This window comes from Bacteroidota bacterium (genome assembly GCA_017303905.1).
Taxonomy (GTDB): domain Bacteria; phylum Bacteroidota; class Bacteroidia; order B-17B0; family Aurantibacillaceae; genus JAHEYG01.
Genome location: JAFLBH010000005.1, coordinates 81,321 through 104,204 on the forward strand (window position 1 = coordinate 81,321; position 22,884 = coordinate 104,204).

The following is a 22,884-nucleotide window of genomic DNA, read 5'->3' on the forward strand; positions in this document are numbered from 1 at the left end:
TAATGATTCCTTGATTTCGAGATTAGATTTTAACTAACAAAACAACATTTTCTACGTGCGCTGTTTGAGGGAACATATCCACCGGTTGAACCTTCACCACTTTATACATGTGCTGCATCAAGGCTAAATCGCGCGCTTGTGTGGCAGGATTGCAACTTACATAAACTATTTTCTCAGGCGCTGCATTCAATATAACTTTTACTACATCCTCATGCATACCTGCACGCGGAGGATCTGTGATGATAACATCCGGTTTTCCTTGTTCTGCAATAAAAGCATCCGTTAAAATATTCTTCATATCACCGGCCACAAAATAGGTATTTGTGATACCGTTCTCCTTAGAGTTGGTGCGCGCATCCTTCACTGCATCTTCAACGTACTCCACCCCTACTACTTTCTTGCAATGGCGCGCCACAAAATTGGCAATGGTTCCTGTACCTGTATATAAATCATACACTAATTCATTACCTGATAAACCTGCAAAATCGCGGGTAAACTTGTATAAATTGTACGCTTGTTTAGAATTGGTTTGGTAAAATGACTTGGCACTGATTTTAAACTTCAATCCCTCCATTTCTTCGTAAATAAAATCACGGCCCGCATATGTTTTTATCTCTAAGCCTTCAAAACTATCATTCGCTTTATGTGAATGTGTGTACTGTAAAGATGTTATTTGAGGGAATTGATTCTTGAGAAATTCCAGCAAAGCGAAAAGCTCTTTCTCCAACCATTCATACACGCCTACCAATACCATCACTTCACCGATTCCTGTTATACGAATCATTAAAGTGCGTAAAAAACCGCCTTTATCTCTGATATCATAAAAAGTAAGATTATTTTTGTGCGCATAATCTCGCACGGCATTACGAATATCATTGGAAGGATCGGGCTGTAAAAAACATTTATCTACATCCAAAACTTTATCAAAACGTCCCGGAATGTGAAAACCCAAAGCATCACGATTACTGATTTCTTCGCCGCTTTTAATCTGATCATCCGTTAGCCACTTTTTATTGCTAAACGAAAATTCCAGTTTATTTCTGTAGAAGTAAGCTTCGTGGTTTCCGAAAATAGGCGTGATTTCAGGAATATCTAATTTCCCAATTCTCACTAAAGCATCGCTCACAAATTTTTGCTTAAATGTTAATTGCGATTCGTAACTCATGGCCTGCCATTTACAACCTCCGCAAACGCCAAAATGCTTACACACAGGCTCAATACGGTTGGGCGAAGGTTTCTTAATCGCAATCACCTTTGCTTCCGCCATTTTACTTTTTTTGCGGTAAATGTTTAAATCCACAATATCGCCGGGCACACCGCCGTCGCAAAAAATCACCATTCCCTCGTGTTTGGCTACCGATTTACCTTCCGCGGAAGTATCAATAATTTCTACATCATTTAAAACAATATTCTTGCTAACTTTGCCCATAATTTGTGAGGCACAAAGGTATTAATAATTAAACGAAATCAGACAGAGATGCCGCGTTATTTTCTTCAGCTTGCTTATAATGGCACCCGCTATAACGGATGGCAAACGCAGCATAATACACCGAATACCATACAACAGGTTCTGGAAGAAAAACTAACCATGCTTCTCAAAGATAAAATTGAAGTGGTGGGCTGCGGAAGAACGGATACCGGTGTACATGCCCGCAATTATTACGCGCATTTCGATTATTCGGCTCCTGGTTTTGAAGAACAAATAGAACATTGGGTTTATAAGCTAAATACAGTTTTACCCAATGACATCAGCATTTTTGATATACTTCCTGTACAAGAAGAAGCGCATGCCCGCTTTGATGCTACCGAAAGAACGTATCATTATTATTTACATAAACATAAAAATCCATTTATAGAAAATTTGAGTTGGTACCAATACGGACATATTGATTTTGAACTCATGAATATGGCTGCGGATATTTTGTTAGAGACTGAAGATTTTACCAGTTTTAGTAAAGTGAATACCCAAACCAAAACCAATATCTGTTATGTTTCGGAAGCACAGTGGGTGCAACTCGACGAGAATGAATGGTGTTTTGTTATTACCGCCGATCGCTTTTTACGCAACATGGTAAGAGCAATTGTAGGAACACTCATGCAAGTGGGAAGAAATAAAATTACATTGGATGAATTCCGAAAAATCATTCAACAAAAAAACAGAACAGAAGCCGGCATGTCGGCTCCGGCACACGCTTTATTTTTAACCGATATTCAATATCCAAAAAACATTTTCCTTGAGCGAGCAAAAAAATAAATTAAACTTAAGCCTCTTAAAGAGATTACTTTCTTATACGAATCCGTATAAGAAACATTTCATTGCGGCTTTGGTTATTACATTGGTACTATCCGGTTTTGCCGTGGTGCGACCTTTATTAATTAATAAGGCGCTCAATCAATTTGTAGGCGATACACAGAATCTTTCGGCATTAAATACCATAGGATTTTTAATTTTTGGCGCGTTAGTATTTGAAGCAGTGATGCAATTCGCGAATATTTATGTTACCAATTATCTAGGGCAAAATATTGTAAAGGATTTGCGCAATCAGGTGTACAACCACATTCTCAAATTAAAAAACTCTTATTTTGATAATACGCCGGTGGGTACTTTGGTTACACGCGCCATTTCGGATATTGAAAGTTTAAGTGAGGTATTTTCCTCAGGCTTTATTGTTATTAGCGGCGATATTTTAATGCTTATCACATTTGTGAGTGTAATGCTTTATAAAAATTGGGTGCTTACATTAATTGTACTAAGCACCATTCCGCTTTTAATGATTGCGACCAACTTATTTAAGAATGGCGTAAAGAAAACATTTACCGAAGTAAGAAATGCCGTTGCTGCTTTAAATACGTTTACACAGGAACACATTACCGGCATGCGTATTGTTCAATTATTTAACCGGGAGGAACAGGAATACGAAAAGTTCATTGAAATTAACGACAAGCACCGCAAAGCCAACATACGTTCCATTTGGTATTACTCTATCTTTTTCCCTGTAGTAGAAATATTATCCGCCATTGCGATTGCCTTATTGCTCTGGTACATCGGTGTAAAAAACAATTCGATGAACTTAGGATTGGGCGACATTACATTCTTTGTGATGATGGTGAATATGCTATTCCGTCCTATCCGCATGCTCGCTGATCGTTTAAACACTTTGCAAATGGGAATTGTTGCGGCCGACCGTGTGTTTAAGGTATTAGACACCAATGAAATTATTGAAGATAAAGGCAGCAAAGATTTAGCGAATGTAAGAGGAGATATTGAATTCAAAAATGTTTGGTTTGCCTATAACAACGAGCACTATGTGTTAAAAAATGTTTCGTTCAATATTAAAGCGGGAGAAACAGTAGCCATGGTGGGCGCCACGGGTGCAGGTAAGTCGACCGTTATAAATCTATTAAGCCGTTTTTACGAAATAAATAAAGGTGAGATTTGTTTAGACGGAACAAACATTAAAGATTACAGCTTAGAAGAATTGCGTAAAAATACCGGTGTTGTATTGCAGGACGTGCATTTGTTTAACGACAGCATCGTGAACAACATTACCTTGCATAACGACAGCATTACGCGTGAAGAAGTGATTGAAGCCTCCAAGAAAATCGGTTTACATGATTTTATTTTAACCTTGCCGGGAGGCTATGATTATGTAGTAAAAGAAAGAGGAATTACTTTATCGGCAGGACAAAGACAATTAATCGCGTTTATTCGCGCTTATGTTTACAATCCGAAAATATTTATTTTGGATGAAGCCACCTCAACCATTGATACGCATACCGAGCAATTGTTGCAATTAGCCTTGGACAAAATAAGCAAAGGAAGAACATCGATTATCATTGCGCACCGTTTAGCCACCATAAAAAATGCCAACAAAATCATGGTATTTGAGAAAGGAGAAATTGCAGAGCAAGGAACACAACAAGAATTACTTTCAAAAGACGGGCTTTTCAAAAAATTGTACGAGATGCAGTTTGAAGAAGTAATTTAATTACTTCACCGCCACCACCGAAATTTCAAAGTGTGCGTTTTTCGGTAATGCGCTTATCTGAACCGTCTCGCGGGCCGGTGGATCAATCGGAAAAAACAAACCGTACACTTCATTAATCTTCGCGAAATGACTTAGGTCTTTAACAAACAAAGTAGATTTCACTACATGCTTCATTTCCATGCCTGCCATTTTCACAATGGCTTCCACATTTTTCAAAGCTTGCATCACTTCTGCTTGTATACTTGCCGAATCTAATTTTCCGTTGGTATCCATTCCTATTTGTCCGGATACATATAAAGTATTTCCCACCTTTATGCCCTGGCTATACGGACCAATAGGCATGGGTGCCGAAGCGGTGAAGATTACCTCATGCTCTGTTTCATTGCCATCAAAAAAATAAGCAAACACACCTAGAGCTAAAGCCGCCAAAACAAAAATTAAACGAATCATTACTTAGAATCTTTAGGCGGTTCCATTTTAGAAATTTCATTCAAGCCTTTCACTAATACATCCAGATCACGGATGGAAGTATACACATTCGGTGTTACGCGAATACCATCAATTTTTTCGTAGATCATCGAGACGGAATGAATTTTATGTTTCTCCATTAACTTTGCTTCCACCTGATTTGCCTTCCAGCCTTCAAATCCAATCACACCAATAGCACAAGAATATTGATCTTTGCGTGAGGTCCAGAATTTAGCATTCGGCAAATCCTTCACTTTATTGTACCAGTAATTTTTTAAATAACGTAATCTTTCTTCTTTACGTTTCGCGCCAATTACATTATGAAAATCAACCGCAGTACCTATAGCCATTTCCGATGCAAAGGAACGAGTTCCCAATACTTCAAATTTGCGAATATCATCTCCGTCAGGTTCTCCTGCCGAAAGCAAAGCCCAGATGTTTTTAATTTTATCTTTCTTAATATACATCAATCCGCTTCCAAAGGGCGCGCACAACCATTTATGTAAAGAAGTAGCAAAATAATCAGCGCCGGTGTCTTCGATTTTAAAATTGATGTGTCCGAACGAATGCGCCGCATCTACAATCACTTCACAGCCTTTTTTATGCGCCATATCAGCAATGGCTTTTACCGGAACGATATTGCCGGTCCAGTTAATTAAGTGCGTAATGTGTACGATTTTTGTTTTAGATGTAATAGCATCCTCATACAGCTTAATAATTTGTTTATCATCCTCACATGGTTGAGGAATATCTATCCAAACTAATTTTACACCATCCCGCTTTTCACGCTGTTTCCAGGCGTTCATCATGTTTGGGTAATCGTATTTACTTAAAACTACTTCGTCGCCAGCCTTTAAATTCAAGCCAAAAATTATTGTATTCAAACCTTCGGTAGCGTTACGATTGATAGCGATTTCCTCCATGGAAACACCACAGAGTTCAGCGAGTTTTTCGCGTAAACCTTCTCGGCCTTGGTCCAAGATGCGCCACATATAATAAGAAGGCGCCTCATTACTGTATTGATAGAAGCGAATATGCGCGTCTTGTACCACTTTGGGTTGCGGACTTACACCACCGTTATTTAAATTAATGATATTTGGAGAAACCGTGTAGCTTTCTCGTACCCATCCCCAAAAATCTTCGTCGGCAGCGGCATCACAGGCCGATAAACCTTCAATGCGGTTCACCTGATTCTCCAATTCGGCGGCATATACTTTATCGATTGCTGACAGGAAGGTGAGTCCGGCTGTAGCACCTGCACTTTTAAGAAAAAAATCGCGACGGTTCATGAGATGAATTTTAGTAATAAAGGTATCAAAAAAAGTACAATAAAAAAGCCCCAAGATTACTCTTAGGGCCTTCTAAATAAACGAATGATTTATTGCTTTACAAATTTACCGATACGTAAAGTTTCATTAGCGTTATATACTTTATAGTAATAAACACCGGCTTTAGCATCTTGTAAATCTATTGAAGTGGTATTCGATTTAATTTCGATGATGGCCACTTGTTTTCCTAAAGCATCCATAATTTCAACTACCGGAGTATTATTTAAGTCGGTAACTGAAATGTTGATTGCAGCAACAGCAGGATTTGGATAAACATCTACGCCATTGTAATTAGTGTACATATTATCGATACCTGTACAAGCTGAAACGTTTTGAACTACAAAAACAGGTGTGCTTTCGCAACCACCATTGTATCCAACAACTGTATAGGTTGTAGTTGTAGTTGGACTAACTACAGCTGTAGCTGAAGTAGAACCACTGCTCCAGCTATAAGTTGTTGCACCGTTAGCTGTTAATGTTGCTGAATTACCTGTACAAATTAAAGAAGCACTGGTTGATGCAGAAACTGTTGGTGCGCTGTTAACTGAAACAGTTGTTGCAGTGATAGAATTTAAACAACCAAGTGTTGTATATAATTCCACGCGTGAAATACTTCCGCTTGCTTCCATCCATAATTGTTGAGGCGCCGTAGTTGATAAATTAAACTGCATGCCTAAACGAGTTAAAGTTACAGAGTATGTGCCTAATGTAGTATTAAATGGCGCCGGAGATGCATAAGAGTTTACGTCATTTCTATTCCCTAATACTCCGATAATATCGCCGGTATAAACCGGAATATTTACAGAAATGGTGCCGGTTCCTGATGTGTTATTCTGCGTTAAATACAATACATCAAAGGTATTTGTTGTGGCTGAATACAAAGGAGGAGTTGTAGGTAACTTTACAATAGCAATATTAGAGTTACCTGAGCTAGCATCTGTTGGAACGCGAACACCGGTTATAACAAAATCAGAAGGAGCCGTAAACCAATAACCACGAACATTTCCTGAGAATGTAGAGGTTTGATTTGGTAAAGCTAAAGAAGCTGTTCCTGTTGGAGATAATTGCGCGGTATAATAAACAGTATTTGCAGTTAAGGTTGGTGTTGTGTATACCGAACCTGTTGCAATGGCATTTCCGCCATATGGAAATTGGTACCAACCTGTAAGCACTGAAGAAGGCTCCGTCGCCATTAATACAGCCGAATCACCGGTACAAATTGAATTACCGCTAATGGTTGGTGTTGGCGGCGCGGTGCATTGCGCATTTGCCGCATTACTCATTCCGATGGCAACAATTGCCGCCAGCATTAAATTACTTTTGTAGATTTTTTTCATGGTATAGATGTTAAGAATTTAATACAAAGTTAATCGGATTGTACCTACTATTTTATGATATTTATCAATGATATTAACACCAAAAGTTAAAATACTTTTTCAACCATGCTTATTCGCCTGAACAATGAACACCCCGATTCTAAAACACTTTCTCAAATTGCCACGTGTTTAAAAAACGGAGGTATCATCATTTATCCTACCGATACAGTATACGCTTTAGGTTGTGATATAACACAAAACAAAGCACTTGAAAGAATTTGCAAACTCAAAAACATTAAACCTGAAAAATCAAAATTCGCATTTGTTTGCAGTGATTTAAGCCATTTATCGGAATTCAGTAAGCCAATTCCAAACCACATTTTTCGAATCATGAAGAAGGCATTGCCCGGACCTTACACCTTTATTTTGGAAGCGAATAGCAATGTGCCAAAAATGATTAAACAAGAACGAAAAACCGTTGGCATTCGTGTACCGGATAATATTATTTGTCGGGAAATCATCAATACCTTAGGTAATCCGATAATTTCTACCAGCCTCGTGGATACCACCGATGATATACTCGAATATTTTTCCGACCCTGAAATGATACATCAACAATATGGCGATATGGTAGATATGGTTATTGATGGCGGACACGGAAACATCTATGCGTCGACCGTTATAGACTGCTCAAAACCCGAAATTGAAGTGATACGCGAAGGCTTGGGAAGTTTGGACGTGTTGGATTAACAAACAATAAACACTTCACCTTTACGTTAATGATGAATGCAAACATCCATTAGGCGTATTTTACTCTTATTATGGCTTATATATTCATTGGACTCAAAAAGCCAATGTGCCTCAGGCAAATACACGTATACCCTAAGTGGTAATATTGCAACAGATATTTATGTAACGAACGGAGATACTGTTCTAATCGATTCAACCGCAAACCTGATTGGCAATTTATATGTCATAAATTCCAGAGTTGTGAACTGCGGCAACATTACAAACTCTAAAATTAAATTAAAAGGAAATTGGTTGGGTTTTAATGGCAAGCTTGAAAATTTCGGAAATATAAAATCTGATTCTATCCTTGTTGATACTATTGGTGATATTCATAACTACCACATTATTGACGCTATGTACACCTACATTGGTGTAGACGGAAACATCGATAATTGGGTTCTTCACAAAACAGATTATCTTGAAATGAATAAATCATGGTATTACTTTAATATTGGTCATTTATTTATTAATAGAAAACTAAATGTTACAGATACCCGAATAAGGAATGAGTATATGATACGGTGCAAAAATCAATTCCTATTGGATTCTTCATCACGTCTCTTTAATGGCTGCACAATTTACGTGGATTCACTATTTCATAATAAAGGTTATGTTACCGTTACATCATTAAGCAGTCCAAAATATTCTAAAATAATAATTCAAGAGCAAAGCATTAATTCCGGTAGTATTTATTATATGGATATTTGTGATCTGACAAGCTTTAACTCAGGAAGTTTTGATCTCAACACAGGAACACTCAATAGTATCACTTTATGCCAGGTACCAATTTCATGTCCTGATTATACAACAATTCGAATTGAGGAAAATGATTTAGAAAACCAGAGGATTTATGTATTTCCTAACCCTGCAAACTCTCAAATAAACATAAAGGGCTTGGACAATCATGAAGAATACACGCTTAACATTAAAAATATTCTTGGGGAGATAGTATTCACCACTTACAATACTCAAAATATTGAAATTTCAAGTCTGAGTAATGGAACATACTTTATAGAAGTGGTTAAGAAGGGGCTTATAATAAAAGCGATAAAGTTTATAAAGAGTTGAATGAGTACAATACCTCACAAATAAATCTCATCATCTCCGCGCTAATCAGCGGCATCTGCGGGAACACTTTTTAATTTTTCAAAAAATACTCAATCGCCAAATCGTAGCTTTTCAATCCGAAACCGGAAATACTTCCTGCGCAATTTTTACCTAAATAGGAAACGTGACGGTAATCTTCACGCGCAAAAATATTACTGATGTGTACTTCCACCACAGGGGCTTTCACGGCTTTCACGGCATCCGCAATAGCTACCGAAGTATGCGTATATCCTCCGGCATTCAAAATGATACCGTCGTATAAAAATCCTTTTTCCTGAATCTCGTTTATTAATTCGCCTTCTACATTATTTTGATAATACTCCAACTCCACCTGAGGATACCTTTCCTTCAACTCTTCAAAATAATCATCAAAGGTTTTATTACCATAAACCTCTTTCTCTCTTATCCCTAAAAGATTTAAATTTGGTCCGTTAATTATGATTAACTTCATACTGTAATTTTCGTTATAAAAATACGTAAATAAATTGAGTAACTGGTCATCTTATAAAACACGGTTTAAGCAGTACCTTCAATTGGAGCGTTCCCTCTCTAAAAACTCTATTGAAGCCTATGCCGATGACTTGAACAAATTGGAATTATTTTCTCAAACAGAACTAAATAACTTATCACCGCTTCAGCTCAATTTAAAACACTTACAAGCCTTTGTAAAATACATTTCTGAAATGGGATTTACCCCCACTTCTCAGGCACGCATTATTTCGGGTATTAAAACCTTTTACAAGTTTCTTCTTCTCGAAAATGAATTGAAGCAGAGTCCGGCCGAATTACTGGAAGCACCCAAAACAACCCGTAAGTTGCCTGTTTTTTTGAGCATTGAAGAAATTGATAAACTCATCGCGCAAATTGATCGCAGCAGTCCCGAAGGAGAAAGAAACATCACGCTTCTAGAAACCATGTACGGGTGCGGTTTACGCGTAAGTGAATTGGTAACTTTAAAAATTAGCGACTTGCACCTTAACGAAGATTACATTAAAGTAACAGGTAAAGGGAGTAAAGAAAGACTAGTACCCATTGGCAAGACAGCAAAAAAACTTTTACTGAATTACATTAACAATGTGCGTGTGCATTTGCCGGTTAAAAAAAATGCCGGTGATTTCATCTTTTTAAATCGTCGCGGTTCTCCGCTTTCACGCGTGATGGTTTTTTACATCATTAAGGATTTGGCCAATAAAGCCGGTATCAAGAAGAAGATGAGTCCGCATACCTTCCGTCACTCCTTTGCCACCCATTTAGTGGAAGGCGGCGCCGATTTAAGAGCCGTTCAGGAAATGCTGGGCCACGAAAGCATTACTACAACTGAAATTTATACGCATCTCGACAGACAATATTTGAGGGATAATATTCTGAGCTATCATCCGCGTAATAAAAAGCGTTAAATTTCATTTTTTAGTTCCCGTGCACATTAAATTATTTGTAAATTTGTGATAATGACCTTGCATCCAAAATATATTACTAATCCCGCGGGAAAAAAACAGGCGGTTGTTTTATCTATTGATGAATATACCTTTTTGCTGAATGAACTTGAAGAATTGGAAGATATCCGCCTATATGATAAGGTTAAATCAAAAAACGAATCTTCCGTTGAGTTAACTGAATATCTAAAAACAAGAAAAAGCAAAAAGCAATAATGAATCCATATAGAGTTACTTTGTCTAAAACAGCTCAAAAACAACTAGACAAGCTTCCGGATAATGTTGCTCTTCCAATTATTAAAACAATAAAAAAATTATCCCTAAATCCACGTCCACATGGTTATAAAAAACTGAAGGGTCGTGACGCCTTTAGGGTACGGCAAGGAAACTACAGAATTATTTATGAAATTCATGATCAAATTCTATTGGTAGCGGTTATTGCAATTGGACACAGAAAAAATATTTACGAATAACAAGTCAAATGAAAACCTTCAATGTTCCTGAGTTTTACCGCAGTCCGATTATTTCGGCTGTAAAAACCTATCGTAAAACACAGGACCCACGCAAGAAAGATAATTCACCGACTGTTCTGGATTTTGGTCCGGTTAAATATTACATCGCGCGACATTTCGGTTTTTGTTATGGTGTAGAAAACGCCATTGAAATTGCATTTAAAGCTTTAGATGAAAATCCGGGCAAAAGAATTTTCTTGCTCAGTCAAATGATACACAATCCGGAAGTAAATAAAGACCTAACGGAGAGAGGCGTTTTGTTTCTGCAAGATACACATGGCGAACAATTGATTTCATTTGATACGCTCACTGCGAATGACGTTGTTATTATTCCTGCTTTTGGAGCACCGCTTAATATTTTGGAGTTACTTGAGAAAAAAGGAATTCAAACAGAAAAGTATAATACGACTTGTCCGTTTGTGGAAAGAGTTTGGAAAAAATCCGAGCAAATAGGAAAAACCAATCACACCATTATCATTCACGGTAAATACAATCACGAAGAAACGCGCTCTACATTTTCGAGAAGCAGTGTGCACAGTAAAGCTGTTGTTGTTCGTGATTTAGAAGAAGCGAAAGTTTTGGCTTCCTTCATATTAGAAAATAAAAGTCAGGCTGATTTTGAGAAAACCTTCAGTGGCAAATTTTCTGAAGGATTTGATATCAAAAAAGATTTTGAAAAAGTTGGTGTTATTAATCAAACAACCATGCTAGCTTCCGAAACAGAGGAAATTGCCAACTATTTTAAATCGGTTATGGAAGAGAAGTATGGTGTGGGAGAAATTAAGAATCATTTCGCAGATACGCATGATACGTTATGTTATGCCACCAACGAAAATCAGGATGCGACTTACGGTTTAATGAAATCGGATGCGGATTTGGCGATTGTAATAGGCGGCTATAATAGCAGTAACACTTCACATTTGGTGGAGTTGCTGGAGAAAAAATTCCCAACCTATTTTATTTCATCTGCAAAAGAAATTGAAAGCAACACACGCATTCATCATTTCGATTACCCGAATAAAAAACACCTCAGCACCGAAAACTTTTTACCATCGAAAACACCGCTTAAAGTAATTATTACCAGCGGTGCTTCTTGTCCGGATTCTCTGCTCGATGAAGTCATGCATAAAATTAATTCTTATTACAGCGGAGTGAAGTCTGTGCAAGAGATGTTAAGCGCCATAAGCACCATCCATTTATCTTAAAAAACATGAAACTGAATTTAACGCGCCCTTTGGCATTTATTGATTTGGAAACTACAGGTGTGAATGTGGCCAGCGATCGAATTGTTGAGATTTGTATTTTAAAAGTAAATACCGATAATAGCACGGAAGTTAAAACCATGCGCATCAATCCGGGAATACCCATTCCTGATGCTTCATCGCGTATTCATAAAATTTACGATAGCGATGTGAAAGATTGCCCCGCATTTAAACAGGTAGCCGCACAACTCGCGAATTTTATTGGTAATGCCGATATAGCGGGATACAACTCGAACAAATTTGATGTGCCTTTATTACTTGAAGAATTTTTACGCGCTGAAGTTGATTTTGATTTATCGAATCGTCGGTTAATAGATGTGCAGAATATTTTTCACATCATGGAACCGCGTACATTGGCTGCAGCGTATAAATTTTACTGCGATAAATCCATTGAAAACGCGCACAGTGCAGAGGCTGATATAAAAGCAACATACGAAGTGTTTTTAGCGCAACTGAAAAAATACGAAAACACTGAAGTGTCCGATGCGAAAGGCAATTTAGTTAAGCCTGTAAAAAACGATATGCAGGTACTCAGTGAACTGACCGCTAAAACAAAAAATGTGGATTTAGCAGGCAGAATTATTTTCAACGACGCCGGTGTAGAAGTTTTTGCTTTCGGAAAACATAAAGACAAACCGGTTGTAGAAGTTTTTGAAAAAGAACCTTCGTATTACAGCTGGATGATGAATGGCGATTTTCCGCTTTACACCAAAAAAATCATTACGCAGATACGGTTACGCATGAAGAAATAATTACTTCTTCAAATAAGAAACCGTTACATTAAAATCGGCTCCACCACCTTTTACCCTACGCCAATAACCAAATACTTTCGTCTTGCAATAAGAAGGCGTATTGACAGATCCTGCAAAACAAAATTTAGTGGCATCCATTTTTTCTTCCAGACATTCTAAGCTGATGAAAAAATCATCATCCGTTGTGATATAGTAATCCTTTAAATCTACCGTGACTATCCCCTGCTTCACATTGGTTTTAAAAATAACCGGACGTTTTAAAAAAGATTGATACGGATAGCCCTTGGGAGACACCGCGTAAAACATCAGTCGGAATTTTATCGAATCTTCAAATGTGTTTTTTATGATGTAAAAGCTGAAGTTTTCGATGTATACCGATTGTCCTTTTTTGTTTCCGGCTAAAATGGCCGCTTGAGAGCCCAGCCAGTTTTCATCTTCTGTTACAAAAGCCGTGCAATTTTTAGTACTGTATTTAGTGGTTCCCAATACTTTTCGTTTTACAATTTTTGCTTTAATGTCAACCGTCTTCAATTCAACTAACACGGGCTTTAAAGAAATTACTTTATTGGTAAACCCTTTCAAATCGGGCTTTGCAAAGGTTGCCGGTTCATACCCAATGGCCGAAATTTTGAGTGTGTCTTTCTCGGTAAGATAAGGTAGTTTTAAAGTAAAAAAACCATCCGAATTGCTGAGTGTTCCGTAATGTTTTCCGGAAATTCCCACAGAAGCGTAAGGCACCGGTAAGCCCGATTTCTCCTCGGTAATTCGTCCGCTCAAAGCAACCTGACCAAGCGACCAGTGACAGCAAAAAAGTATGAGTAGTATCCTATACAAGGCAAAATAAAAGCCTGAATTTACGCATATTTTAAAAACCTGAGCTTTAGCCTAAAATGTGTATCTTTGCCACCTTATTTTCAGTAACATGATTACAGTATCGAATGTGAGTTTGCAATATGGCAAACGTGTTTTATTTGACGAAGTAGAGGTAAAATTTACACCCGGAAATTGCTATGGCATTATTGGCGCAAACGGTGCCGGTAAATCAACCTTTATGAAAATTCTTTCCGGAGAAATTGAGCCTACAAAAGGCCAGGTTAGTATAACGCCCGGTCAACGCATGAGTGTATTAAAACAAAATCACTTTGAGTTCGATGAATTTACTGTGTTAGATACTGTTTTAATGGGTAATAAAAAGCTTTACAAAATCATTAAAGAAAAAGAAGCTATTTATGCTAAGCCTGATTTCAGTGAAGCCGATGGATTAAAAGCCTCTGAATTAGAAGCGGATTTTGCTGAAATGAATGGTTGGAACGCAGAGAGTGATGCCGCCGAAATGCTTTGCAATTTAGGTGTGAATGTGGAGAGTCATTACAAACTCATGAAAGATTTAACCGGTAAGGAAAAAGTAAAAGTTCTCTTATCGCAAGCTTTGTTTGGTAATCCCGACATTCTGTTAATGGATGAGCCTACTAACGACTTAGACGTGGAAACAATTACCTGGCTCGAAAACTTTTTGGCTGATTTTCAGAATACCGTTATAGTAATTTCCCACGATCGTCACTTTTTAGACGCGGTGTGTACACACATTTGTGATATTGATTACAGTAAATTAAAAACCTACACGGGTAACTATAGCTTCTGGTATCAAATGAGTCAGTTAGCTTTGCGTCAACGTTCTGATCAAAATAAAAAATTAGAAGATAAACGCGCGGAGTTACAAGATTTCGTGAGAAGATTTAGCGCGAATGCCAGTAAATCGCGACAAGCAACCAGTCGTAAAAAATTATTAGAGAAATTAGTGATTGATGAAATCCCGGCGAGTACGCGTCGCTATCCGGGCATTATTTTCAAGCAGGAACGTGAAGCCGGCGATCAGATTTTACACATTGAGAATTTATCAAAATCGAATGCGGATGGTTTATTATTTTCAAAAGCCAACATTAATGTGCGTAAAGGAGATAAAATTGCGTTTTTAAGTCGTAACCATTTAGCCATTACCGCATTATTTAATATTATTAATGAAGTTGAAAAACCGGATACAGGAGAATACAAATTTGGTACAACCATACATAAAGCTTATTTACCAAACGACAACTCTGAGTTCTTTAAAAGCGATTTAAACTTAATGGATTGGTTAAGACAATTCAGCAAGGATAAAGACGAGAGTTACATACGCGGGTTTTTAGGTAAAATGTTATTCAGCGGTGAGGAAGTATTAAAGAAATGTAATGTATTATCGGGTGGAGAAAAAGTACGTTGCATGACCAGTAGAATGATGCTGTTTAATCCGAATATGTTGATTCTGGATGAACCCACCAATCACTTAGACATGGAAAGCATTATTGCCTATAACGATGCCATGAAAGATTTCACCGGAACTATTTTATTTACCAGTCATGACCACGAGTTAGTGCAAACGGTAGCTAACCGAATTATTGAGTTAACACCAAATGGCATCATCGATAAAGTTTGTACTTACGACGAGTACCTTGAAAGCGCGGCTGTAAAAGAGCAGAGAGAAAAGCTCTATGGTAGTTTAGCAAAGTAATCCGGTAATTGACAAAGCGCGGTTAATACACGGCAAACGTTATTGTTTTTTTGTTGGATATCCTGTTTAATTTTATGTAAGATTGAAAACAATGAAAAACTTAATCCTTACTTTGCTCGCTCTGGCTTTTTCGATACCTGTGTTTTCGCAGGAAGTAGAAAAAATAAAAATCAAGAAAGAAGATCCTTTTTTTAAAGCTGAATTTGACTACACCAATTACAAAGTCATTGCATTAGACAAATACGGAAATCCCTACGAAAAAGCGATAAAAAGTTTTGTTATCACTTTTCAGGATACAGATGGTCATTTTCAAAGTAAAGTAGTTGGTAATGAATTTCCGGATAAGACTGTAAAGTATTTAAAGAAAAGAACCAAAGCCACGAATTTATGCTTAAAAGAAATTGTGGCGGAAGATGAAGAAGGACATCAGCAGAAACTACCCGATGCGTGCGGGATTTTGATTTATCCCGACTGTAAAAACTGTGATCCGAATAAAAAGAAGAAACGGTAGTTTTTAATTTCTCATTGGGATAAATCGCGCTCACACAGACCGGCTCCTCGCTAAAAATATCCACCGGATATTTTTTTTACGATCGGCCCTTTATCCCGACTGTAAAAACTGCGATCCGAATAAAAAGAAGAAACGGTAGTTTTTAATTTCTCAATGGGATAAATCGCGCTATCATGCTTTTAATTCAAGCGATTTTAACCACACAATAGCTGCTTCCGCATTATTGAAAATTTTGGTAGGCACTAATGGTTTATGAAAGTTGATGTAGAAGTTCGCAATGATTTTTTGCGGCAAATTGTTTACCACATAAGCCTCCGCGAGTGTATATTCAATTGCTTCCGGGGATGCGGCAAAATTTCTCGCAGCCGATGTAGCTGTAGTTTGCTTGCCGGCTATATTTACAATCAATACCTTTTTGCCTCCCGCTAATTCTTTGGTTGCTTGTACTAATTCTCTCGCCTCCTTTACATCAAGATCTACATGATCTCCAAATTCAATTACCACAATACCATCTTCCCGCATCCAAACTTTGGAATGTGAAAGTTGTATTTGTTTTAGGTGATTCATTGTTTTCATTTCATGAAAGATCGCAACCAAAGTTCCGCATTGTTTTTGTCAGTAAAAAATTTTGTTGGCACTTCGGGGCGATTTATTTTTATATACAGGTTACCAAGAATTTTCATGGCAAGCTCGTTGCTAAATAAGGCAACGGCCGCCAGGTGCGTGCTGAACTTTTGTGAGGCCACTGCCTCTCGGGTTTCTTTTGTTACCTGAAAAAACTCTTCACCACCCAACAACACATAAAACTTTTTTCCCGGATAGGCTTCCTCTGCTTGTTGTTTCGATAACCAAACATCCGATTCTTTTAAAGTAGCATCTTTCCTCACAATGAATTCTAAAAATAAATCATCGTGTATGTTCATTGTATAAATATCGTTCTCAAATTTTTTCATTTAAATTCTACTTTAAAAACGTTTCCAGCCATTTTACGGCTTCTTTTCGTTTTGTAAAGTATTTTGTCGGGACTTTCGGACGGTTAATTTTTATATAAAGCTTTCCTAATATTTTATACGCTAATTTATCACTGCAAAAGGCCACGGCTCCGTGGTGTGTTGAATGCTCGGGCGACGCAGCCAATTCACGCGCTTCACGCGACGTATAAAAAGTGCCCTCCGCTTCCATCAAAATGTAAGCTTTCTTTTCTCCTAAAACTTGTGTAATAAATTTTTTAGATTCAATGATGTCGGCAGTATCAAAAACGGCATTATTCTTAATCACTAATTCAACAAACCCGGTTTTGTGGACACATAACTTAATGGTGTTTGTTTCAAATTGTTTCATATCGACCAATTATGATTTTAACAGGATGAACCCTATGAAAACCTATGATAAATATAAGATTCTAAATCAGATTAGAAAAGGAAAAAAAAGAAAAATACTTAGTTATGTAAGAAATTCGTTAATCTTAATCAATTACTGTTCAGATATTTAGCAAGAATGCAGCCTTTTTTATTGGAACTAAGGTGAGTTTTACGGCCGACTTACTATTTATAACAATGGATTTGATACTCCGCTAACAAAAACAGGCAAGCGATTTGCTTACCTGTTTACTGATTTTATAAGAAGTGCTTTTGAAAAAATAATTTCAATTAGGCTTGCTAATTTTTTTGATTTGCTCAATCTCAATTTTTAATCCGCGTAACATATTCATGATGCTATCGAGATTTAATTCTTCATCTTTATAATCGCCTATATTAATACTGCAGGTGTATTCCCACAATTCTAAAACCTCATCAAGCCTTACTTTATAAGGTTGATACATTTTATTATCGGAATGCAACTCTACCGTACCCTCTTTCTTGTTTACATTATGTAAACGCTTATAACTTAAACCATCGTCCTTGGTAACAACTATGTAAGTGTTACCATCCTTCATGTCATCTAAACGCTCGAGGTATTTACCAATCACAAAAGAACCATCCTTTAATGGCGGCATCGAATCGCCCTTAATAGGAAAGGCGCGGTGTTTGCCCACCGGAAGAAAAGGTAATTTCATGCGCGGTAAACGCTCAATATAATCCGGATCGGAATAGCCGCGTAAATAACCCGCCGAGGCTTTTACCGGAATTAATTCAATCATATCATCGCCTTCATTATCAATAATCACCGGAAATAAAATTCGGTTCTTACCGATTTTCATGAGTGCATCCGGATTGGTTTTCTTCAAATCGCCTTTAATAAGGGCATCAATGGCAATATGAAAATACTCTGATAATTTTATCAGTAAATCAATTGGTGGCTCGTTTCTCCCCTCTTCGTACCCACCAATTCGTGAACGGGTTACCTCCAACTCATCGGCCATTTGCTCCTGCGATAAGCCCTTTAGCTGACGCAGGTACTTAATGTTGTTGGCTATCTTATTAATCATATTACTACGTTTTGTAGCACAAATATACTACAAATTATAGTTATTTCAAAATCCCCCTATAAATACATATATTCGTTTAAGCGATTTATGCCCAAACACCTTATACTTTTACTCTTTTATTTCCTTTTCGGAAGCTCGGCACTGTTCGCGCAAAGCAGAACTGTTGACTCACTCAAAAAAGCCCTTAACGTTTCGAAAAACGATACCGCTAAGGTTAATTTATTAAATGCTCTTTCGTATGAGGTTTATGTGAGTACCGAAAAATCGACCGATGAAATAAAAAGCTATATCGATTCGGCTATCGCGCTTTCCGAAAAACTCAATTACCTCAAAGGAAATTTACGCGCCCGCTTTAATGCAGGTAACATATTTAGTAACACCGGAAAAAACGATATCGCTAAAAAATACCTTAACGACGCTTTGCCTTTATGCGAGAAATTAAAAAGCGATGATGATTTTTTCAGAATACTCAATACGCTTGGTAAATGCTATAACGAGGAAGGCAATTACACACAAGGCGCCGAATATTATTACAAAGCTTTAAACTATGCCGAAAAAACCAATAACAAAAAATTTCTGGCTACCTCTTACAATTCCTTAGGTAATATTTTTAGTACACAAAAAGAATACGCGAAAGCCATTCACTATTTCTCGAAAGCTTTAAAGTTTAATACCGATGTGGATGATAAACTCAAAATGTCGTTTAACTATTTAAACCTCGGCAACACCTACACAAGTTTAAACCGTCACGACTCCGCTCTCTTCTTCTATAATAAAGCGCTCGGTATTCAAACCAAACAAAAAAACATAGTGGGACAAGCTTACAGCTATAACAACATAGGATTTATTTACTTTAAAAAAAATGAACCCTCGGCCGCATTAGATTATTATAAACGGGCTTATGCCATCGCTAAATCCTCCGAGGATGCCGACTTATATTCTTCCGTTTTACTTCGCATGGGCTCGGCCTATCTTAAAATGAATAATATTGAAGAAGCCCTTAAATATTATACAGAAGCGGAAGATTACACACGAAAAGCAAAATGGACTTCAGAACTCTCCGAAGCATTGGCCGGCTTATCTAAAATTTATCGTCTGAAAGCCGATTACAAAAAAGCGCTGGATTATTATACCGAACATAAGGTCATAAAAGATTCTATGAATAACGCCGAGGTAGGAAAAAAATTATCCTCACTCGAATACAATTATCAAATTGAACAGGATAAAAAAATTACTGAACTCGAGAATGAACAAGTAAGACTTAAGCACGAAGAAGAAGTACGAACGCAGCGTATTATCATCTGGAGTATTTCCATTTTCTTACTTGTGGTATTTGTGCTCTCCATTTTTATTTATAAAGCCTACAAACAAAAAGAAGCGGCTAACAAAATTATCAGTTCGCAAAAAAGCGAAATGGAAAAACAAAAAAATATTGTAGAAGAAAAACAAAAAGAAATTCTCGACTCCATCAACTATGCCAAACGCATACAATACGCCCTTCTTGCCCACTCCGATTTTTTGCAAACAGCCCTCCCCCAGCATTTTATTTTATTTAAACCAAAAGATATTGTAAGCGGCGACTTTTACTGGGCTATTGAACACAATCATTCTATTTACGTAGCCGTTTGCGATTGTACCGGGCATGGTGTGCCGGGTGCATTCATGAGTGTGCTTAACATTGGTTTCCTTAACGAAGCCATCAAAGAAAAAAACATTACCAAGCCCAACGAGATTTTTAATTACGTGCGAAAAAAATTAATTGAAAATCTTTCGCAAGACGAACAAAAGGATGGTATGGACGGCGTTTTACTTTGCATTGATAAGCAAAACAAAAAAATAACCTACGCCGCCGCCAACAACGCGCCCGTATTTATCAGCCATAATTCATTAAAAGAATTAGATAAAGATAAAATGCCGGTAGGAAAAGGCATTGTCGAAAAACCATTTACACTTTACAGCTTAAACTACAACGAAGGCGATACACTTTACATTTATACCGATGGTTATGCCGATCAGTTTGGCGGACCCAAAGGAAAAAAATTTAAGTACCGTCAGTTAAATGATATGCTTTTGAATCTGCACACGCAATCGGTATCAGAACAAAAGAACGAATTAGAAAAAACAATTGCATCCTGGAAAGGTGAATTGGAACAAGTAGATGATTTGTGTATCATGGGAATAAAATTTTAAAGACTTGAAAAAACTTTTTATACGCGTCACCGAAATTGGCATTCGTCCCGAAATGCCGGATGAAATTAAAGAGCAAGTTAAACTCGTTAATGGAATCAGTTTTTTAGGTGTGCCCATTAGTGTTTTATTTGTACTGCTATTCGGTATAACCGGCCACTTTTACATTGCGCTCACTTTTATTGGCGGTTTAATCGTTTTTTCATTGCCATTTTTACTCATTAAAACCATGGGCTTAAACGCGGCCCGTAATTTTGTGTGTGCGATGGCTCCTGTTGTATTTGGCACTGCATCCGTTGTGAGTGGAAAAGACACCGGTTTCTTTCTCGGATTTTTAGTTATCTCCGTGCCGCCTATCATCGTTTATCCTAAATCGAAACAAGCACTCGCGTATATTATTTTATGCGTTCTATTACTCGCGCTTTCCATTGTAGGCAATGTATTTATTGAACCCATCGATACCGTTCCTTTTGCCATGGCAATATTTTTGTTTAATCTTTTCATTGTACTCACCACAAGCATTGGCATTGTGTTTTTATTTAAACTCGAGTTAAATGAAGGTCGCGAAAAACTTGCCGAAAAAAATAAAGAAATCACCGACAGCATTAACTACGCCAAAAGAATTCAGTCGGCATACATGCCTTCGCCCGAAGTTTTTCATCGCGCGTTTAGCAATGCCTTTCTATTCTTTAAACCAAAAGACATAGTAAGCGGCGATTTTTATTGGTTTTACGCCGTGCAAAAAGAAAGCACTAAAAATTATGTTCGCTTTTGCGCGGTAGCTGATTGTACCGGACACGGCGTACCCGGCGCCTTGATGAGTGTAATTTGTTGCAATGCTTTAAATGAAGCTGTGGTGAACAATAAAATTTACGATACAGAAAAAATATTGGATGAAACACGCCGACTGGTAAAACAAAATTTAAAAAGCGCAGGTACCGGACAAAAAGACGGGATGGACATTGCATTAATAAAAATGGATGATGATACCCATGACTTATGGTTTTCGGGAGCCAATAATCCGGCTTGGATACTGAAAGGAAACGAACTGATAGAATTAAAAGCGGATAAGCAACCCATAGGGGCGCATGCTAATGAAAAAGATTTCACCTCTCAACACGTTCAATTATCAAAAGACGATATTGTTTATTTGTTCAGTGATGGTTATGCCGATCAGTTTGGCGGACCCAAAGGAAAAAAATTTAAGTACAAACAATTAAGTGAATTACTGCAAGCCAATAAACATAAGTCCATGCAGGATCAACATAAGATATTAGAAGAAACATTACATCACTGGAAAGGTGCTCTGGAACAAACCGATGATGTGTGTGTGATTGGAATAAAGGTTTAGCCCAAACTGCTAAAATAAAGCCAAAAAACATCCCCTCAAATGAGTGAAATCACCATTTTTCAGATATAAAATCAGTTTTTTCCTGTATATCGCGTAAATAAATTGACTACATTTATTTATACCAATCTCTATAATCTATACCCTATGCCTTATAAAGATTTTGAAAAAAATTACTTGAACACCTTCGATAATTTATTGGAAGGGTTTCAGTTAATCAGTAAAGAATGGAAATATCTTTACGTAAACGATGCCATCGTTAAACAAAGTAAATGCAACGATAAATCCGACTTATTAGGCAAAACCATGATGGAGTGTTTTCCCGGCATTGAAAAAACCGACATGTTTCGCATACTTGAAAAATGTATGAATGAAAGGGTATCGGAGGTGATGGAAAATGAATTTACGTTTCCGGATGGCTCTAAAGGTTGGTTTGAATTAAGAGTTGAACCGGTGAATGAAGGTATTTTCATTTTATCGATGGATATTAGCGCTAGAAAAAAATCGGAAGAACTTCGCAAAGAACACATCGACAATCTGGAAGAACTTTTATTTTACACTTCACATCATTTACGGCAACCCATTACTAATATAAGCGGACTATCCGGATTATTGCTCTCCGACTCCATAAATAAAAATGAATTACTGAAAGCCGCTGATTACATGCGGGAGTCCATAAATAATCTGGAAATGTTTTCGAGAGAACTTACCAAAAAAATGAATAATCTAAGATTGAGTCCGTCTTACACACGTAAGGAAATTTAAAAACTTGCGCGATTTAAAACGGTATCAAAAAAAATCTGAATTGAATAGTAAGATTAATCCCGATGAACTATTTTATCGCTTAAGTGTTATTCAATCAAACAAACCGACAAATTAAGCAATTCGTCTAATTTCGCTAAGCCA

24 protein-coding genes are annotated in these 22,884 nt (G+C 37.3%); 14 read left to right on the top strand and 10 right to left on the bottom strand.

Annotation, left to right across the window (positions count from 1 at the left end; all coding sequences use genetic code 11):
• Positions 1-22: 22 nt before the first annotated feature.
• A complete protein-coding gene (rlmD, locus tag J0L69_15670; GenBank protein ID MBN8694632.1) occupies positions 23-1,429 on the bottom strand; it encodes a 23S rRNA (uracil(1939)-C(5))-methyltransferase RlmD in 1,407 nt (468 codons plus the stop codon).
• Between the two features lie 48 nt (positions 1,430-1,477).
• Between rlmD and truA the strand changes: the two genes are divergently transcribed.
• Together truA and J0L69_15680 are read left to right on the top strand one after the other, a co-directional pair.
• A complete protein-coding gene (truA, locus tag J0L69_15675) occupies positions 1,478-2,254 on the top strand; it encodes a tRNA pseudouridine(38-40) synthase TruA (GenBank protein MBN8694633.1) in 777 nt (258 codons plus the stop codon).
• The gene (locus J0L69_15680) at positions 2,235-3,989 is read left to right on the top strand and encodes an ABC transporter ATP-binding protein (GenBank protein MBN8694634.1); all 1,755 of its coding nucleotides are present in this window, start codon (positions 2,235-2,237) and stop codon (positions 3,987-3,989) included. The genes truA and J0L69_15680 overlap by 20 nt, the downstream gene beginning before the upstream one ends.
• Here J0L69_15680 and J0L69_15685 read toward each other — a convergent pair whose 3' ends face one another.
• The 3 genes from J0L69_15685 to J0L69_15695 form a co-directional block, all read right to left on the bottom strand.
• Complete coding sequence (locus J0L69_15685; GenBank protein ID MBN8694635.1) at positions 3,990-4,439, bottom strand: RidA family protein; 450 nt, start codon at positions 4,437-4,439, stop codon at positions 3,990-3,992. It abuts the gene before it with no gap.
• Entirely contained in the window at positions 4,439-5,746 is a 1,308-nt protein-coding gene (locus J0L69_15690; protein ID MBN8694636.1) for an aminotransferase class V-fold PLP-dependent enzyme, read from the bottom strand. The genes J0L69_15685 and J0L69_15690 overlap by 1 nt, the downstream gene beginning before the upstream one ends.
• An 89-nt stretch (positions 5,747-5,835) precedes the next feature.
• A complete protein-coding gene (locus J0L69_15695; GenBank protein MBN8694637.1) occupies positions 5,836-7,122 on the bottom strand; it encodes a T9SS type A sorting domain-containing protein in 1,287 nt (428 codons plus the stop codon).
• A gap of 105 nt (positions 7,123-7,227) precedes the next feature.
• On the opposite strand from J0L69_15695, the gene J0L69_15700 reads away from it, so the two are divergent.
• Positions 7,228-7,851 (top strand): threonylcarbamoyl-AMP synthase, encoded by a 624-nt coding sequence (locus tag J0L69_15700; GenBank protein MBN8694638.1) that lies wholly within the window; start codon positions 7,228-7,230, stop codon positions 7,849-7,851.
• A gap of 87 nt (positions 7,852-7,938) precedes the next feature.
• Positions 7,939-8,958, top strand: coding sequence for a T9SS type A sorting domain-containing protein (locus tag J0L69_15705; protein ID MBN8694639.1), 1,020 nt, complete (start codon positions 7,939-7,941; stop codon positions 8,956-8,958).
• Between the two features lie 70 nt (positions 8,959-9,028).
• Here J0L69_15705 and aroQ read toward each other — a convergent pair whose 3' ends face one another.
• The gene (gene aroQ / locus J0L69_15710) at positions 9,029-9,448 is read right to left on the bottom strand and encodes a type II 3-dehydroquinate dehydratase (protein ID MBN8694640.1); all 420 of its coding nucleotides are present in this window, start codon (positions 9,446-9,448) and stop codon (positions 9,029-9,031) included.
• Between the two features lie 34 nt (positions 9,449-9,482).
• On the opposite strand from aroQ, the gene xerD reads away from it, so the two are divergent.
• The 5 genes from xerD to J0L69_15735 are packed head-to-tail and all read left to right on the top strand — an operon-like array spanning position 9,483 to position 12,956.
• Positions 9,483-10,394, top strand: a complete 912-nt coding sequence (gene xerD, locus J0L69_15715; GenBank protein ID MBN8694641.1) for a site-specific tyrosine recombinase XerD — start codon at positions 9,483-9,485, stop codon at positions 10,392-10,394.
• 48 nt (positions 10,395-10,442) lie between these two features.
• On the top strand, positions 10,443-10,646 hold the full coding sequence (locus J0L69_15720; GenBank protein MBN8694642.1) for a hypothetical protein: 204 nt from the start codon (positions 10,443-10,445) through the stop codon (positions 10,644-10,646).
• Entirely contained in the window at positions 10,646-10,903 is a 258-nt protein-coding gene (locus J0L69_15725) for a type II toxin-antitoxin system RelE/ParE family toxin (GenBank protein MBN8694643.1), read from the top strand. Before J0L69_15720 ends, J0L69_15725 begins: the two co-directional genes overlap by 1 nt.
• Before the next feature lie 8 nt (positions 10,904-10,911).
• Positions 10,912-12,147 (top strand): 4-hydroxy-3-methylbut-2-enyl diphosphate reductase, encoded by a 1,236-nt coding sequence (locus J0L69_15730; protein ID MBN8694644.1) that lies wholly within the window; start codon positions 10,912-10,914, stop codon positions 12,145-12,147.
• Between the two features lie 5 nt (positions 12,148-12,152).
• A complete protein-coding gene (locus tag J0L69_15735; GenBank protein MBN8694645.1) occupies positions 12,153-12,956 on the top strand; it encodes a 3'-5' exonuclease in 804 nt (267 codons plus the stop codon).
• Here the strand turns inward: J0L69_15735 and J0L69_15740 are convergent, their stop codons facing one another.
• Positions 12,957-13,790: a carboxypeptidase-like regulatory domain-containing protein gene (locus J0L69_15740; protein MBN8694646.1), complete on the bottom strand. Its 834-nt coding sequence runs from the start codon at positions 13,788-13,790 to the stop codon at positions 12,957-12,959.
• A gap of 88 nt (positions 13,791-13,878) precedes the next feature.
• On the opposite strand from J0L69_15740, the gene J0L69_15745 reads away from it, so the two are divergent.
• Positions 13,879-15,504: an ATP-binding cassette domain-containing protein gene (locus J0L69_15745; GenBank protein ID MBN8694647.1), complete on the top strand. Its 1,626-nt coding sequence runs from the start codon at positions 13,879-13,881 to the stop codon at positions 15,502-15,504.
• 91 nt (positions 15,505-15,595) lie between these two features.
• A complete protein-coding gene (locus tag J0L69_15750; protein MBN8694648.1) occupies positions 15,596-16,015 on the top strand; it encodes a hypothetical protein in 420 nt (139 codons plus the stop codon).
• Between the two features lie 171 nt (positions 16,016-16,186).
• Here J0L69_15750 and J0L69_15755 read toward each other — a convergent pair whose 3' ends face one another.
• The 4 genes from J0L69_15755 to J0L69_15770 all read right to left on the bottom strand — a co-directional run bounded on the left by J0L69_15755 (position 16,187) and on the right by J0L69_15770 (position 18,440).
• Positions 16,187-16,582 carry a hypothetical protein gene (locus J0L69_15755; GenBank protein MBN8694649.1) on the bottom strand — a complete coding sequence of 132 codons (396 nt, stop codon included), beginning with the start codon at positions 16,580-16,582 and terminating at the stop codon, positions 16,187-16,189.
• Positions 16,583-16,587: 5 nt separating this feature from the next.
• Positions 16,588-16,968 carry a hypothetical protein gene (locus J0L69_15760; protein ID MBN8694650.1) on the bottom strand — a complete coding sequence of 127 codons (381 nt, stop codon included), beginning with the start codon at positions 16,966-16,968 and terminating at the stop codon, positions 16,588-16,590.
• A gap of 7 nt (positions 16,969-16,975) precedes the next feature.
• Positions 16,976-17,356, bottom strand: coding sequence for a hypothetical protein (locus tag J0L69_15765; GenBank protein MBN8694651.1), 381 nt, complete (start codon positions 17,354-17,356; stop codon positions 16,976-16,978).
• Between the two features lie 304 nt (positions 17,357-17,660).
• A complete protein-coding gene (locus J0L69_15770; protein MBN8694652.1) occupies positions 17,661-18,440 on the bottom strand; it encodes a helix-turn-helix domain-containing protein in 780 nt (259 codons plus the stop codon).
• A 90-nt stretch (positions 18,441-18,530) separates the two neighbouring features.
• Between J0L69_15770 and J0L69_15775 the strand changes: the two genes are divergently transcribed.
• The 3 genes from J0L69_15775 (at position 18,531) to J0L69_15785 (ending at position 22,743) form a co-directional block, all read left to right on the top strand.
• Complete coding sequence (locus tag J0L69_15775; protein MBN8694653.1) at positions 18,531-20,633, top strand: tetratricopeptide repeat protein; 2,103 nt, start codon at positions 18,531-18,533, stop codon at positions 20,631-20,633.
• Positions 20,634-20,637: 4 nt separating this feature from the next.
• The gene (locus J0L69_15780; GenBank protein MBN8694654.1) at positions 20,638-21,981 is read left to right on the top strand and encodes a serine/threonine-protein phosphatase; all 1,344 of its coding nucleotides are present in this window, start codon (positions 20,638-20,640) and stop codon (positions 21,979-21,981) included.
• Between the two features lie 144 nt (positions 21,982-22,125).
• Complete coding sequence (locus J0L69_15785; GenBank protein MBN8694655.1) at positions 22,126-22,743, top strand: PAS domain-containing protein; 618 nt, start codon at positions 22,126-22,128, stop codon at positions 22,741-22,743.
• The last annotated feature ends 141 nt before the right edge of the window (positions 22,744-22,884 follow it).